The organism is Pseudoalteromonas sp. McH1-42 (genome assembly GCF_022347845.1).
Lineage (GTDB): Bacteria > Pseudomonadota > Gammaproteobacteria > Enterobacterales > Alteromonadaceae > Pseudoalteromonas > Pseudoalteromonas rubra_D.
Genome location: NZ_JAKRFU010000037.1, coordinates 1 through 15,975, shown reverse-complemented (window position 1 = coordinate 15,975; position 15,975 = coordinate 1). Strand labels below are relative to the sequence as shown.

At 51.0% G+C, this 15,975-nt stretch carries 11 protein-coding genes and 1 rRNA gene; 2 read left to right on the top strand and 10 right to left on the bottom strand.

All coding sequences use genetic code 11. The annotated features are described in order from the left end of the window. From MHN31_RS22960 to MHN31_RS22950, 3 genes are all read right to left on the bottom strand, one after another. Positions 1-5,235, bottom strand: a complete 5,235-nt coding sequence (locus tag MHN31_RS22960; protein WP_239445408.1) for a non-ribosomal peptide synthetase — start codon at positions 5,233-5,235, stop codon at positions 1-3. A gap of 106 nt (positions 5,236-5,341) precedes the next feature. After that, positions 5,342-5,545 carry an MbtH family protein gene (locus tag MHN31_RS22955; protein ID WP_125558671.1) on the bottom strand — a complete coding sequence of 68 codons (204 nt, stop codon included), beginning with the start codon at positions 5,543-5,545 and terminating at the stop codon, positions 5,342-5,344. Positions 5,546-5,600: 55 nt separating this feature from the next. Beyond that, positions 5,601-7,997, bottom strand: coding sequence for a penicillin acylase family protein (locus MHN31_RS22950; protein ID WP_239445407.1), 2,397 nt, complete (start codon positions 7,995-7,997; stop codon positions 5,601-5,603). Between the two features lie 309 nt (positions 7,998-8,306). On the opposite strand from MHN31_RS22950, the gene MHN31_RS22945 reads away from it, so the two are divergent. Next, a complete protein-coding gene (locus tag MHN31_RS22945) occupies positions 8,307-8,831 on the top strand; it encodes a sigma-70 family RNA polymerase sigma factor (protein WP_010383862.1) in 525 nt (174 codons plus the stop codon). Here MHN31_RS22945 and MHN31_RS22940 read toward each other — a convergent pair. Next, positions 8,828-9,286 carry a TerB family tellurite resistance protein gene (locus MHN31_RS22940; RefSeq protein WP_239445406.1) on the bottom strand — a complete coding sequence of 153 codons (459 nt, stop codon included), beginning with the start codon at positions 9,284-9,286 and terminating at the stop codon, positions 8,828-8,830. The two genes, MHN31_RS22945 and MHN31_RS22940, sit on opposite strands and share 4 nt — an antisense overlap. Positions 9,287-9,344: 58 nt before the next feature. Here MHN31_RS22940 and MHN31_RS22935 point away from each other — a divergent pair, with 58 nt between their 5' ends. Further along, positions 9,345-9,743, top strand: coding sequence for a hypothetical protein (locus MHN31_RS22935; protein WP_138538865.1), 399 nt, complete (start codon positions 9,345-9,347; stop codon positions 9,741-9,743). Positions 9,744-9,782: 39 nt separating this feature from the next. On the opposite strand, the gene MHN31_RS22930 is transcribed toward MHN31_RS22935, so the two are convergent. From MHN31_RS22930 to rrf, 6 genes are all read right to left on the bottom strand, one after another. Continuing rightward, a complete protein-coding gene (locus MHN31_RS22930) occupies positions 9,783-10,370 on the bottom strand; it encodes a hypothetical protein (RefSeq protein ID WP_010383865.1) in 588 nt (195 codons plus the stop codon). An 80-nt stretch (positions 10,371-10,450) separates the two neighbouring features. After that, positions 10,451-11,050, bottom strand: coding sequence for a 3-isopropylmalate dehydratase small subunit (leuD, locus tag MHN31_RS22925; RefSeq protein WP_125558662.1), 600 nt, complete (start codon positions 11,048-11,050; stop codon positions 10,451-10,453). After that, positions 11,047-12,450, bottom strand: coding sequence for a 3-isopropylmalate dehydratase large subunit (gene leuC, locus MHN31_RS22920; RefSeq protein ID WP_239445405.1), 1,404 nt, complete (start codon positions 12,448-12,450; stop codon positions 11,047-11,049). Before leuC ends, leuD begins: the two co-directional genes overlap by 4 nt. A gap of 32 nt (positions 12,451-12,482) precedes the next feature. Beyond that, positions 12,483-13,559: a 3-isopropylmalate dehydrogenase gene (leuB, locus tag MHN31_RS22915; RefSeq protein ID WP_239445404.1), complete on the bottom strand. Its 1,077-nt coding sequence runs from the start codon at positions 13,557-13,559 to the stop codon at positions 12,483-12,485. Next, positions 13,556-15,103, bottom strand: coding sequence for a 2-isopropylmalate synthase (gene leuA, locus MHN31_RS22910; protein WP_125558656.1), 1,548 nt, complete (start codon positions 15,101-15,103; stop codon positions 13,556-13,558). The genes leuB and leuA overlap by 4 nt, the downstream gene beginning before the upstream one ends. Positions 15,104-15,705: 602 nt before the next feature. Beyond that, positions 15,706-15,820, bottom strand: a 5S ribosomal RNA gene (gene rrf, locus MHN31_RS22905). Between the last annotated feature and the right edge of the window lie 155 nt (positions 15,821-15,975).

The following is a 15,975-nucleotide window of genomic DNA, read 5'->3' as shown; positions in this document are numbered from 1 at the left end:
TTATGATTCTCTTACTTTACGTTTGCGGGCAGCGACGGCGCCCATGCCGCGACGCTGCCGGGCGCCACTCGGGGCGCTGTTTGTTTGTGACTGTGTTGTTTGTGACTGGTCCAGATATGCTGCCAGGCTCGCAATGCTGGGATAGGCAAATAAGTCGGTCAGTTGTAACTGAGCAAACTGTGGCTTCAAATCGTCGAAGACCGCCATCAGCAGTAACGAATGCCCCCCTAAATCGAAGAAGTTCGCATTGCGATCAACCTGACTCATCGCCAGATGCTTCGCCCAGACCGCTTCCAGTGCCTGCTCGGTCTGATTGGCAGCTGTGCTGACTGACGGGGCCTGCGCGGATGTTACTTTTGGTAGTTGCTGGCGCTCCAGCTTGCCGCTGGCATTGATGGGCAACTGTGCCAGTGCCACAATCTGCGCCGGGACCATGTAATCAGGTAGCTGCTCAGCCAGCGCTCGCTTGAGCCTGACTACATAATCTGGATCATCATGACGGTCGCTTTGTACATAGGCTATCAGGCTTAAAGCTTGCGCCTGCTGCTCGGTGATCACCACTGCCACATCCACATCTGGCAGCTGTGTCAGACGGGTCTCAATCTCACCCAGTTCAACCCGGAAGCCGCGAATTTTAACCTGATGGTCGCTGCGACCATGATAATGCAGCGCACCATTTTGCCAGCTAACCAGATCACCACTGGCGTACATACGAGCACCAGTATCCGCAAACGGATCGGCGATAAAGCTGGTTGCCGTCTGTGCCGGACGTTGCCAGTACCCGCGCGCCAGGATATCTCCGCCGATATACAGCTCGCCCACCTGACCTTCGGCCACAGGCTGAAGGTTGTTGTCCAATACATAAAGACGGCGTCCATTCAGGGCATGACCCAGCGGCACAACCTCGCCCGCATTCAGCGTGCGGCAATCATGAATAGCAGCCTCAACCACAATTTCTGTCGGTCCATAGGTATTCAGCAGGCGAACCTCACCCAGACCCGCTGCGCGCCAGTCCGCAATGCCCTGCTCTGACATCGCCTCACCGCCTGAGTGTACCTGACGCAAATTAGGCAGTGACAATGGCGTGGTGGTCGCCATTCGCGCCCAACTGGCGGCAATGCTGCGCCAATAAGCGGCACTGAGATCCATCACGGTAATACCGTGACGCTGCGCCTGTTGATAAAGGGTCTCAGCGTCCCACAACGTATCACCACGCAATACCACAGCAGCACCGACAGCCCAGCTGGGGAACACTTGCTCCACAAAGGCATCAAAATTAATGGTGGCAAATTGCAGTACAACGTCTTGATGACTCAATGCAATAAAGACTTTTGCCGACTCTATGTAGCTGGCCAGCGCCTGATGCTCAATCGCCACGCCTTTCGCCTGACCCGTCGAGCCAGAGGTGTAGTTTAAATAGGCCAGAGACCGGGCATGATGGACCACAACCGGTGCAGTGCTGTGTTCGTGATATTCACTGAGTAACGCCAGTGGAGAAATACAAGGCACAGGCAAGGTGATGTCAGTCTGTTCACCCAAGATAGCGGCACAACCACTGTCATTGACCATGTGTGCCAGCTTCGTTTGCGGGAAGTTAGGGTCCAATGGCAAGTAGGCAGCACTGGCCTTTAAACAGGCCAGCACCGAGGCCAGCATCAGGGGTTTTCGTGCCTGCATAATCCCGACCACCTGACCTCCCAGACCTTGGCCAATCAGACCATGGGCCAGCCGGTTGGCCGTTTGCTCCAGCCACTCATAGCTATAATGTTGATCGTCAAAGATCACCGCGGTTGCATCCGGATTGCTGGCAGCATACTCGCTGACCGATGTCAGCCACTGAGCAGCCGGCGCCGAAGCTACAGCCCCCGTTGCTGCCTCAGGTAATTGTGCCTGCTCAGCGCCTAAAGACAGATTACCAATTGCCAACTGTGCTTGTTGTGGCAGCTGATTAAGCAGTTGCTGATACGCCTCGGACAAGCGTGCAATGGTACTCTGTTGATAGAGCGCCTGATTGTACTGTAGTTCAATGCTCAGCTGACCCTGCTCATCCAGCCGTGAGTCGATACTGAGGTCAAACTGCGCCTGCTGTTGCAACGATTGCGCATCGACTGTGGTACAGTCGGCCAGCGTCAGTGTCTTCGCCACATCCTGCTCAAGATGGTTAAACATCACCTGAAACAGCGGCGTTTGTCCCAATGCACGCTGTGGATTCAGCACTTCCACCAGCTTTTCAAACGGATAGTCCTGATAACGCTGTGCGTCCAGTGCCGTTTGTTTGCAAGCTTCCAGCAACTGAGTAAAACTTTGCTCCGGTGATACCGAGCCACGGATCACCTGAGTATTGATGAAAAAGCCAACCAGATTGTGTAACTGCGCAAGGTTACGGTTGGCAACCGCCACGCCAATCTGCGGCTGACGTTTGCCACTGAGGCGATAAAACAACACCTGCAAACTACTCAATAACAGCATGAACAGACTGGCACTTTGACTATGTGCAAGCTGTTGCAGCTTATCGGTGTGTTTGTGATCCAAGGTAAAACGCATCACGCCCATTGGCGTTGCCAAATCACTGCGTCTCGCCTGCTCAGGTGCCAGTAACTCCTCATCCCCTTGGCCATCCAGTCGTTCCTGCCAGTAGTTCAGCTGCGTCGCGGCAGCTTCAGAGGTCAGCCACTCCTGCTGCCATAGTGCAAAGTCCCCATACTGGATGTCATTATATTCAAGCACACCGCCATCCTCGGCGTTGTTACACAACGCGTTATAGTGACGCGAGATCGCCCCCAGCAACAAATCGAAGCTCCAGGCATCACTGGCAATATGGTGCATGACCAGCACCAGGCGATGTGTCTGGTCAGACTCACTGATCAATGCAGCACGGAAATTCTCTCCGTCGCCCAGTGCAAACGGCGTTTCATAGCAAGTGCGCTGTAATGCGTCAGCCTGAGTGCTCGCATCTGCGGCATTGCATAGATCATGAAATTGCCACTGTAAGGGCTGTGCAGCAGTGCGCTGACGCCACTGGCCATCCGTCGTTTTAAAATAGGCTTGTTGCAACGCGGGTTGTTGGGCCAGCACCTGAGCACAGGCCTGCTCAAGTCGTTGCGGATCCACTTTACCGGCTAACTGCATGGTCGCACCAATGTGGTAAGCGCTGCTATTGGGCTCCAGTTGCCATAAGAATAATTGTCTTTGCTGCTGTGCGCTGAGCGGGTAATCGCTCAACTGTTGAGGGGTGATCTGCACGCTAGGTGCATCTTTTACGTCTCTTACACGTTGGCAGAAATCACCAAAGCGATGCGCTGCAAATAAACTACTGGGGTCGAGCTGACAATCCAGTTCACTCTGGACTCGCGCCAGTAATTGCGCCGCTTTGATTGAGCTGCCTCCCAGCGCAAAGAAATCCGCATCATCATGATTAACCGGATAACGCAGCACACTTTGCCAGCATTGTGCCAGCTGCTGGGTCAACTCATCCCAGTGTGCGTTGCCTGGCAATGAGCCTTGCGCCGTGAGCTGTTGCAGCTGAGTCAGGTCAAAATCACCATAACTGGCCAGTTCATTGGCGTTACGTAACTTCAAACAGGCACTGCGCTGAAGCTTACCACTAGAGGTTTTTGGCAAGCCCCCCTGATCTAACAGCAATACCAGCTCCGGACAGGCAGCAAAATGCTCAGTAATAAAGTCACGTACAATTAACGCTGTTTGCTGCGCGGGAACCTCATTGCGATAGCTGTTGCTGGTTTCGATTGCAAGGCCAATGCCTTCGCCGCTGTCTTCACTGGGCACCGGAAACGCCGACACCCGACCTTTGCGCACAAAGCTCAGTTCAGCCTCAATAGCCCGCTCAATATCCTGCGGATAGACATTGTGGCCATTCATAATGATCAAGTCTTTTTGTCGACCTGAGATGTAAAGTTGACCGTCGAATACGTAACCAACATCACCAGTTCTCAGCCAGCGATGACCATCGAGCTCAACAAACGTATCCTGGGTGGCTTGCTCATTCTGCCAGTAGCCCAGTGCAATACTGGGTCCGGCAGACCAGATCTCACCAATTTCACCATCAGCCAGTGCGCGATGCGATTGCGGACACGTGATCCTGAGCAGGTGGTTGCTGGCAACCTGGCCACAGCCAACCTGATGGCAGTATGCGTCACTGTCCCGGAGATCACGGGCATCGACTACTTCTGCCCGACCCGATGCCAGTCCCTGATTGTCAAAGGCACGGATCACGGCACCACCACCGGCCTCTGTGCCAGTCACCATCAAAGTACCCTCAGCCAGACCATAGCATGGGTAAATGGCCGACGCTTGCATGCCCTGCGGTGCAAAACGCTCCGCGAAATCCAACAGGGTATCGTGGCGGATTGGTTCTGCACCCGAGAACGCAACGCGCCAAGTGCTCAGATCCAAATCTGCCAGCTGCTTGTCACGGATCCGCTCCAGACACAGGCGGAAAGAAAAGTCGGGACCGCCAGAGACAGTGCCGCCATATTCACCGATCAGTTGTAGCCAGCGAGCCGGACGTTCCATAAAGAAACGCGGTGAACACAACACCAACGGATAACCGACGTAGATAGGCTGCAACAGTCCACCTATCAGTCCCATATCATGAAACAGCGGCAACCAACTGACCATCACATCGGATTGAGTTGTTTGCATTCGTTCGGTGATCACCGCTTCATTGGCCAGCAAATTACCATGACTGACCATCACGCCTTTTGGTTTGGCGGTTGAGCCCGAGGTGTACTGTAAGAAGGCAATCTCGTCACTGTGCGCTGAGTGGCGTGGCGCTTCAGGCGCAGGCGTGTTTAATTCGTCTACCACCTGCATAACAATCCCATCCAGTGCCTCGCACATACCCGCGACTGTTTCTGTGAATCGCGAAGTTGTCAGCACCAGGCGAGCACTGGCATCTTCGGCAATCCCCACGGTACGGGCAATATGTTGCGCTTTCGTCGACTCGGGTGGAAAACTAGGTATGGCAGTCACGCCCAAATGCTGACAAGCAAGAAAGCTGGTCACATATTCAATGCCGGTATCCATCAGGATCAAGGCACGATCACCCGCACTGACGTGGTGCTGCAGATGCCCTGCCAGCTGTAAACTCTGTTCATACAACGCCTGAAAACTCCAGCGTGTGTGTGCTTTTTTATCTACGCAGATCAGCGCGGTTTGTTGTGGCTGTTGTGCTGCATGGTGGGCAAGGCGATCCATTATCGTCGTGGCGGTCATGGGGTACTCCGTGAATAAACTGGCAGTGTGGCAAGGCAGTGCGATGGATATTAGCCGCGCACTGGCGCTGTTCAGCATCTAAACTGTTCAGGCGGCGCCGGGAAACTTACTGATCCATCGCCTGGCGAAGGCTTAATGGACGCATATCAGTCCAGTGCGCATTGATGTAAGCCAGGCAAGTCTCTTTATCGCCTTCAACACCCACATCTTGCCAGCCACCGGGCACGCTTTTATAACTGGGCCAAAGTGAATATTGTTCTTCCTGGTTAATCAGGACCTTGAAGGTGCCATTTTCGTTATCAAAGCTCATCGTTTTCTCCAAAAATCAGACTGTCGGCATAGTGACGCGCGACAGTCCGGGTTTTTTAGTCTTTTTTCACGATCAGTTTGGTCGTACTGAGCTTATTGATTGACACCTGCCAGGGATAAAATGGCAATTCGACCAACCCCTGTTGCGCACTATAATGGCGGCTACTGTCACTAAAATGCTCTGAGTCACGATTGGCACTTTGCGAATAACTCAGCAAACCGCGGGCAACCGGACCATTGTCATCAAAGCCCACCACCATCATCCAGCTAGAACCAAAGTTCACACCATAGCCTGCCTCACGTAGTCCAGACCATAATGGTCGCCCATCAACCACACTGGTGAGTGGCGTCGATGGCTGCGCGGCAAAACTGGTCAGATCCATCGTATTGTGGGTTGCAAACACATTGAACCCGCCACTTTGATGTTCAGGCCCAGCCCACGACAAACGCTCCGTGCCCTTTTGCAAATACTGGATCTCAGCAAATGGCGCATCCAGTGCAAAACCATAGTGCTGCAGATCAGCCGCAGCACGGAGCAATTTTCTCAGGATCTCAGGGTCAGATTTAATCGTGTGCGGTGTGGTAGTTGGAAACCTGGGATTAAACGGCACCACAAAATCCTGACGCCTGTCGAGCACACGGAAAAATTCGCGCGCCAGATGTGCCGCTTTCGATGTCAGGTCAAAGCGTCCATCCCATTGTGCGAACGCCGCACAGGCGGGATCTACATCAACTTCAAGCTGTTCGTTCAAAGCCCAACGTTGGCCCGCATATTGCTGGCATAAGTCGGCGATAACACCGCGCTCACTGGCAAAATAACTGCCGTTACCGAGCATGATATGCTCCAGTTCGTCCAGGTTGAAACGACCATCTCGTCCTGACCCTGAGCGCAATAACGCATAAGCATACCGACTACGCTCCGTTTGTTGTACATCCACCGGACCATACAAAGGAGAGACATTGCGCAGTGGTTGTGAGGCATTGCTCAGCCAGAAAGAATCATTGGAGTTTTGCACATAATCACGACGGCTAAGTGACGGTGCCTCGGCCAGCTCAACGGCACCATCAAACATCATCTCTTCACGATCGCCAGGCAACACCACCTGACCTGTGGCGGCAAAAATAGCAGCAGATTTTGGGTCAGTCTGTAACCAGTTTAGAGCAGCCGCTGAAAGGTTAGGGACATTGGAGTCGTCGGTATAGAAGGCATTACCATATTTATCCGCTGCCAGCGTATTATTAAAAGACAAGCCATTAAACCGCCTTGATGCTTCGCGCAATTGCGCTACTGATGCGGCCCGGTTGTATGACAACCAATGGTCTATTGCTGAGAAGTTATCCAGATTTACATCACTGACGGCATAGGCAACCCCACCCTGCCAGGGGAAGCGCTCAGGATCTTCAAGCATTAAACCAAACTGTGTGGCATACGCAGTATGGGTGTGCGTTTGCATCCCAGTAGCCGTTTTAACCGGAACCTGGATGTGACGTTCGCGCATCGTATGCCACTGACCTTTATAACGATATCGGCGTGGGTTGTCCGGGTCCAGCGTCAGTTCATAAAACACATGATGTAGTGCCGTTGAATAGGTGTGAGTCCAGGCCAGGTTACGGTTAAAGCCGATATTGACCACACCAGGCATCCCAAGAACGGACGCCCCCATCACATCCAGCTCACCGGGCACAGTGGCGTGATGTGTCCAGAAGCGAAAATTACCATTGAACGGAAAATGTGGGTTGGCGAGCACCATACCTCGTCCATTGTGGCTCAGGGCTTTACCAATCGCCCAACCATTTGACCCCTGTGTGAGCTGCTCAGCGGGTGTCAGTGTCATCGAGTAACTCTGTTGTGCTGGGGTCGTCTCACTATCTGGCCCTGCCTGCACTAGCTGTGGTAGCAGCCTACCCACACTGCCCTGCACACCCATAAGCAATACGTTAGCAATTACATCCTGTGCCGTTATCGGCTTAACCCAGGGAGCATCGCGACAAATCTCGTCCAGTTGCGCGTTACCCGCGGCTACTTCCTCAAGATACTGATTGTATCCCGCAGCAAAGCCTTCCGCCAATGCACGCGTACTCGCCGATAAACTCGAATATTGCTGTGTGGCTCGACCGGGCAGGTCCAGAATGCGATAGCCAATATCCGACATCAGGAAGTAATTATCTCCCTCATTACGATGTGCACCAAGATATTGCGCCCGCTCTCCGCGCAGTCGCAAGTAACCGTCAGCCAACAGACAACTATGATCTTGCGCCTGGGCATAAGCATTACCATAGCCCAGCCCATACAAACTGTGTGCTTTGACATGGGCGATACCGAATTGGGTGCGGGTGACGCTTACAGCTTCGTTGCTATGCGGGTTTGTCAGGGCTGGGGGGAAAAGTGGGGCAGCCTGTGTGCTGCCCATCAAAATAGCGAGCCCTGCAAAGCCCAGTGTAAATGATTTCATATTAATCCTTTTGTTTAAAAATACGCAAAAGCCCCAGAAAAGAGAATGAGGGGCTTCCCCTGCTAGACGCGAGATAAAAACAAAAAACCACCCCAATGCGTTCAATCCACAACACCGCGTTATTTCAGGTCTGCAGGTAAACCAGCACTGGCATGATTCGCGAGGTGTGCGCTATCAAGAACCCACTAAAGCGCCAAACGGGAGTAGAAAACTACTTGACGACAAAATACAAAAGGAAATAACATAATAGTGATAACTATTATCATTCGCCATAACGGATCTAAATCAAATACACCAGGAGAACTTACCGTGCCGCAGTCGTGTGAAAAGTGGTCAAATGTCATTGCAGAAAACGAAGCCAAGCTACTTGCTTATTTAAACAACATTCTGCGTTGCCCCTATCTCGCTGAGGATGCGTTACAAGATACCTTTATTCGCTTGTCTGGTATGTCAGCCTGTCAGAACTGCCAGGTTAAAAATTCGAAGAGTTTTTGCTATCAGGTTGCCCGCAATATTGCCATTGACATGTTGCGCAAACAAAGTCGAGAAAGTCTGGTTGATATGGAATCTGTGCATGGTGAGCACTTTGATGATGAAGAGTCTAATATTGAAACCCGCTTCATTGATGCACAGCTCTCAGAAAAAGTGAATCACACCATTGCGAAGCTGTCTAAGCGCCATCAGAACGTGGTGAGCTTTTATCGTGACGGACGGTTAAAGCAAAAAGAAATTGCTCAGATGTACAGTATTTCACCTACACTGGTGAATTTCCTGATCAAAGAAGCCATTCAGTCCTGCAAAACCGAGTTAGGTACCGCGCAGCTCACTCACTAATCAGTGAGCCCGAGCTGTTGACGGGCTGTGAGTTTGGCTGAGATAAAGTCAGCATGTGCCACGTACAGCAGGCCTGCGATTTTTCTGACCATATGTTCTTCGTGGGGATCTAAAAGACCGTCGGCATAGGCCACTAACCAGAGTAATTCAATCACTTCGATACGCTCAAGTTCCCCGGTATGTGCGTTCACAACACGCACAAATCGATGCAAATCAATCGCTTCATCTACCATAGAGATGGCCTGATCGCGAATGAGCTCGCTGGCCTGTGTTGAAATGCCACTATGCTGGGTCAGCAGCCGAGCAATCATATGGCATTCATCCGCGTGGGTTTCACCATCGGCGCGCATAATCTCCACCATCAATGCAGCCAATGCTGTCGTAAAGTCAGGTGCCTGTTGAGACTCTGGCTGTTGAGCCAGGTTATTTATGAACTTTCTTAGTTGTGCAAACAAGCGCACCTCCCAAATATGTTACACTTCATCAAGACGAAGATGGATTATCAGGTTTTATATGGCACAACTCGGCTTTATGACAACACAGGTGATTAAACAAGTACGATGCACGCTACCAGTAGTTGCACTCACTTTACTTGCCAGTGCCTGCAGCAGCTACACGCCGCCACCTAATGGCGTCGTCGAAAAGTTGTATGACTTTGATCACAAAGTGCACTATGACCAAATTAAGTATAATGACGATCACTACTATTTACAGATAAAATCGGATAGTTATCAACACTTTTTGCAACAAAGTGTGTTTTTACTCAGGCATAGTCAACGGTTGTGCCAGGGTCGTTTGCCACAGCTGGTACTACTCGCAGGCGTGCAGAGTTTTGACCGTTTACCGACTTACCCAAGAGCGTACGAGCCCGACCTGCAAGTAGAAGTACGTTGCGTGAAAAACCCGAAATAACCACACAGCTCAGTATTCACACTGAGCTGTGTAACCCAATTAGTCCTGATAACCCCAGGGTGCTTTAGGTGCCTGAACCGGCTTGGTCAGGTCAAAGTCGACTCTGAACTCACGCCCTTCTCTGACCAGGCGATAGGTGAAACGCTCATCGTAAATATACATCTGCCAGGTGTTGCCCACTGATTGCGGAATACCGCGCTTCACAAATAACTCTTTAGAGTACTGATCAGCAGGAAAAGATTGCACGTTGTCGTAGCCCGCATCGACAGTATGGCCACCATACATAGTCGATTCATCATCACTGCCATCTTTATGACGGTGGTCGTGCTTCAGGCTCAGACCGCTACCAGTCTTGGTAATGATCCAGGTGCGCGAGGCATTTTTTCCAACATGAAACGGAATTTGCAGCTCCTGATCGTTACAACGACGCACATGCATGATCAAGCGCGCATCGCTGAACGCACTGGGTCCCTGATTATCGACCGTCACTTTACCCTCATATGCTTTACCACAATGTTGCTTGAGTTGATCAAAAAACGCATCATGCGTGGGAATAGACACTAAAGGAGCCGGACGCGCCATTACAGTGCCACTGACAAGTAAAGCGGCTGCATAAACGAGTTTCATATCAATGTTCCTAAAAATAATAAAGGCCGCAGCGTAATCCACTTCGCGGCCTTTGCCAATTAAATGCGGCGATCGAACAGCTACTGCCAGGGACGCGCTGCCTGAAGTTGCTGTTCAAACTTGTCTATCTGGGTATTTAGCTGCTCAGTTTCGCCGATAAAGTCCAATCCACTGAGCAAACGAGCTTTGATATCCGGACGGACATCGAACGCGATCGGCGCAAAATGCTCACTGCGTAACTGCTGAGCAGCCAGATCAACTTCAATCTGAATATCGGCCTGACGTTCACACAAGCCAAACAGGCTATCCAGGGTGCTTGCAGGCAGGCTAATGCACAGCATCTGATTATTGCCGCAATTGTTGAAAAAGATATCAGCAAAACTCTGTGCCAGGATCACCGTAAAACCGTATTGTTTTAATGCCCAGGGTGCGTGTTCACGCGATGATCCGCAGCCAAAGTTATCCCGTGTCAGCAGTACACTGGCCCCCTGATATTGAGGCGCGTTGAGGATAAACTCCGGATCCGGCTCTCCCAGATCTGTGTAGCGCCAATCGTAAAAAAGCGCCTTGTCAAAACCGTCCCGGCTGGTGGATGTTAAAAATTGCTTAGGAATGATTTGATCAGTATCGACATTATTTTTATCCAGCGGTGCTAACAAACCGCAGTGAAAGACGCTCATGCCTGCTCTCCTTGAATATCAGTAAAGTGGCCCGCAATCGCAGCAGCCGCGGCCATTGCAGGGCTCACTAAGTGGGTTCTGCCACCGCGACCCTGACGCCCTTCGAAATTGCGATTGGAGGTTGACGCACAGCGTTTACCCATCCCAAGTCGATCGTCATTCATTGCCAGGCACATAGAGCAACCCGGTTCACGCCATTCAAAGCCGGCTGCCGTAAAAATGTCCGCCAGCCCTTCGCGTTCAGCCTGTTGCTTGACCAAACCTGACCCCGGCACAATGAGCGCTTCAACGCCACTGGCAACCTGTTTGCCTGCTACAACCTGAGCCGCGGCACGCAAATCTTCAATGCGGCTGTTAGTACAAGAGCCAATAAACACCGTATCCACTTTCGCATCGGTCAGCTTCTGGCCTGCACGAAGTCCCATGTAACGCAATGCACTGCGCATGGCCTCAGCTTTGATCAGATCCGGTTCAGTTTCCGGATCCGGAATGGCCTCATCAATCCCGATCACTTGCTCAGGGCTGGTGCCCCATGTGACCTGAGGTTGGATCTCATCAGCACTGATGATCACTTCGCTATCAAAGACTGCGTCGGGATCGGTGTGCAGAGTTTGCCAGTAGGTGACGGCCTGATCAAACTCTTCGCCCTGCGGTGCGAACGGGCGACCTTTAAGATAATCATACGTCGTCTGATCCGGCGCGATCAATCCAGCCTTAGCGCCCATTTCAATACTCATATTGCACAGTGTCATCCGCGCTTCCATTGACAAGGCCTCAATAGCCGTACCGCAAAACTCCGCGACGAAGCCCGTGCCCCCGGCAGTCCCCAGTTTACCGATCACAGCCATGATCAGATCCTTGGCTGTGACAGTGGGCCGCAATGTGCCTGTGATCTCAATTTTCAATGATTTTGCTTTCTTCTGCTGAAGAGTCTGAGTTGCCAACACATGCTCTACCTCAGAGGTACCGATCCCATGGGCCAATGCACCAAATGCACCATGCGTTGAGGTATGACTGTCACCGCAAACGATCGTTGTGCCAGGCAAGGTGATCCCCTGCTCAGGGCCCATCACATGCACAATGCCTTGATTCACTGAGCTCAGATCATAAAGCTCAATGCCGAACTCCTGACAGTTCTGTGCCAATGCCTGAAGCTGGTTTTTACTGACTTCACTTGCCGCATCAATAGAGCGACTTTTGGTCGACACATTGTGATCCATGGTCGCAAAGGTTTTATGTGGGCAACGTACCGCGCGATTTTTTTCACGTAAGCCCGCAAATGCCTGCGGCGAAGTCACCTCATGTACCAGGTGCCTGTCGATATAGAGTAAATCGGTTTGTTCGTTAATACTGGCGACCACATGGGCCTGCCAGATTTTGTCATATAATGTTTGTGCCACTTGCTACATCCTGTTGTTAATCTGAAATCCGCTTAGATCCGTTCGACAATTGCATGAGCCACATCCAACGTCGTGTAGCCCCCTTGTGGATAGATATCCGGAGTCCCCACGCCAGCAGCGACAGCTTCGGCGACGGCCTTTTCTATGCGCCTTGCCGCTTCATCCTGTGCCAGCGAGTAACGCAACATCAGGGCAGCACTGAGGATCTGCGCGATTGGATTCGCAATGCCTTTTCCGGCAATATCTGGCGCCGATCCGCCCGCTGGTTCATACAAGCCGAACCCAGACTGATTCAGGCTTGCTGACGGTAACAAGCCCATGGAACCTGTGATCATGGCACATTCATCTGACAGAATGTCGCCAAATAAGTTGTCACACAACAGCACATCGAACTGGCCGGGTTGCTTCACCAGTTGCATTGCCGCGTTATCAATATAAATATGTTCCAGCTCAACATCCGGATAGTCTTTACTAACGTCACACACCACTTCACGCCATAAAACACTCGATGCCAATACATTGGCTTTATCCACCGATGTGACCCGATTGCTTCTCAGTCTGGCTGCTTCGAAGGCAAAGCGAGCAATGCGTTCGATTTCCTGACGGCTGTAACGTTGAGTATCAAATGCGGCTTCTTCTGCACCATTGCCTTCACGACCTTTATCGCCAAAATAAATGCCACCGGTTAACTCACGCACGCACAAAATATCAAAGCCCTGCTGGCTAATATCAGCCCTTAATGGAGAGGCGGCGCTCAGCGCTGGCAATAATTGCGCCGGACGCAGATTACAAAACAGCCCGAAATGCTTTCGCAGCGGCAACAAAGAAGCGCGTTCTGGCTGCTCCTGGGGAGGCAAATGTTCCCATTTAGGTCCGCCAACAGAACCAAACAGAATCGCATCTGATGCTTCGCAGGCAGCCAAAGTTGTATCGGGCAACGCAACACCATACGCATCAATGGCCGCGCCGCCTATGGCATGATGTTGGCGCTCTAAGCCAATACCAAATACCTCACTGACTTTATCTAGCACCAGCTCAGCGGCAGCCATCACCTCAGGTCCAATGCCATCGCCGGCTAATACTGCTATCTGATAATTTGATTGACTCATCCTGCTTTCCTTTGTTGTTTCAAACTCGAGACCTTGGCGGCTCGGTGAATTAAGTTATAAACGTGGATCATGGCGTGCACAGACGCTTCCACCACATCGGCTGCCAGCCCGGTACCGTGGTACTGGCGGCCATCGTATTTGGCTATCATATCGACCTGCCCCAGTGAGCTGGCCCCCTGCCCGGTTGCATCCAGGTTGTACTCGACAATATCAATTGTCTTCCCGGTAATACGCTCAAGTGCCAGAAATGCGGCTTCCACCGGACCATTACCCGTAGCAGCTTCCTGTTTTAATTGCTCACCCATAGCAATCCCAACAGTTGCGCTGGCGATCGACTGAGAATTCGATGACGCATTCACAAATTGCAACTGGTAAAAATCATCTTTATCGGTGATCTGATTGAAGTGGATCATCGCTTCCAAGTCATAGTCATATACAGTGCCCTTTTGATCGGCCAAGGCCAGGAAGCTGTCATAGAGAGAGTCCATATCGTAGTCAGATTGCTGATAACCCAATTCGCTCAGTCGATGTTCAATCACATGGCGACCAGAACGCGACGTCATATTTAGCTGATTATTGGGAACGCCGACGGTTTCGGGTGACATAATCTCATAGGTATTTTGTGCTTTTAGCACCCCATCCTGATGGATCCCTGAGCTGTGCGCAAAGGCGTTTTCGCCAACAATCGCTTTGTTCGGTTGTACTGGCATATTGCAAATCTTGGCAACCTGACGTGATGCGCGGTAAATCTCTTCACTGCGAATATCACAGCTCACCTGCAAGTGGTCTTCGCGCATTTTTAAGATCATCGCCGCTTCTTCTAATGAGCAATTACCCGCACGCTCACCAATACCATTAATGGTACATTCGATTTGTCTCGCACCAGCCTGCACCGCAGCGATAGAGTTTGCGACAGCCAGGCCAAGATCGTTATGGCAATGGACGCTCAGGCGCGCCTTGTCGATATTTGGGACATTGTGACGAATATGATGGATCATTGCTGCATACTCATCTGGCGTGACATAACCCACCGTATCAGGCAAGTTAATGGTGCTGGCGCCGGCATCGATTGCCCGCTCAACAATGCGGCATAAATCGCCATAAGGGGTACGACCAGCATCTTCACACGAAAACTCGACATCATCGGTATAGTTGCGTGCCAGCTTGATCGATTTCACCGCCATCTCGGTCGCATCATCCAGCGACATTCTGAGTTTATGTTCCAGGTGCAGGGGGCTGGTCGCAATAAATGTATGAATACGGCGCTTCTCTGCTGGCCTTAGTGCTTCTCCACAAGCCTCAATGTCCTTGCTGACAGCGCGTGCCAAGCCACAGATGCTTGGTCCGGTAATCTCTCTTGCGATACGCTGTACGGCTCGAAAGTCAGCCGGGCTTGAGACCGGAAAACCAACTTCCATCACATCCACATTTAAACGACTAATGGTATGCGCGAGCAGAATTTTATCTTCTTCCGTCAGACTGGCTTTAAGCGCCTGCTCTCCATCTCTTAATGTCGTGTCGAATATCCAAACCTTATCTTGCATACCTGATGTCCTCGTTTAAGCATAAAAAAACCCCGCACAGTGTGCGGGGTTTATCGTGTTGCTGCCCTTACGCGCAACTACGCCCCGCTCTTACAGCTAAGCAGTAAGAGGTTAAGCGATAGTGACAACGTAATAATTTGCATGTGGGCATTGGTCCTGTTGATGAATTGCCTATGTTTTAACATGGTCGAAAAGAACAGATCAAGCATATTTATTCCCACAAACCCAGCAAAGCAAGATCCCACTTGAACTTTTAATTCACATATACAGTCAAATGAAGCATTTTAATACCTTCATTCTTTAGGCATTAGAAGGTGAAGGCCTGAGAAATTAAAACTGAGGGGATTTAAATTTATTTAAAATAGGGGCAATTATTTTTGATCAATCACATAAGTAAGAGAGGTATTCACATACCGACTTATGAGAATGACCACCGGGTCGGCATGTCATTCATATACTCTCCGTGTAGCCTGTGAGTAGTTCCCGCATCAAGTGCGGGATAACGGTGGTGTGGGCTTTATGAGCGGGCAGTTATACAACTTTTTTAAATCGCACAAAGCAAAAAACCCGCTGCATTACTGCAACGGGTTTCTTTAATTAGGCCCTGGCGATGTCCTACTTTCACATGGGAAACCCCACACTATCATCGGCGCTATTTCGTTTCACTACTGAGTTCGGCATGGGGTCAGGTGGTTCCAAAATGCTATGTTCACCAGGAAATTCTGTGCGCAAGATGTTTATCAACATCTCACTAAAATCTGGAAAAGCGTATCAAATTCTTATCGTCTACTTTAGTTCTTAACTTCTAACAAACAAAACCACTTTGGCGTTGTATGGTTAAGCCTCACGGGTAATTAGTACGAGTTAGCTCA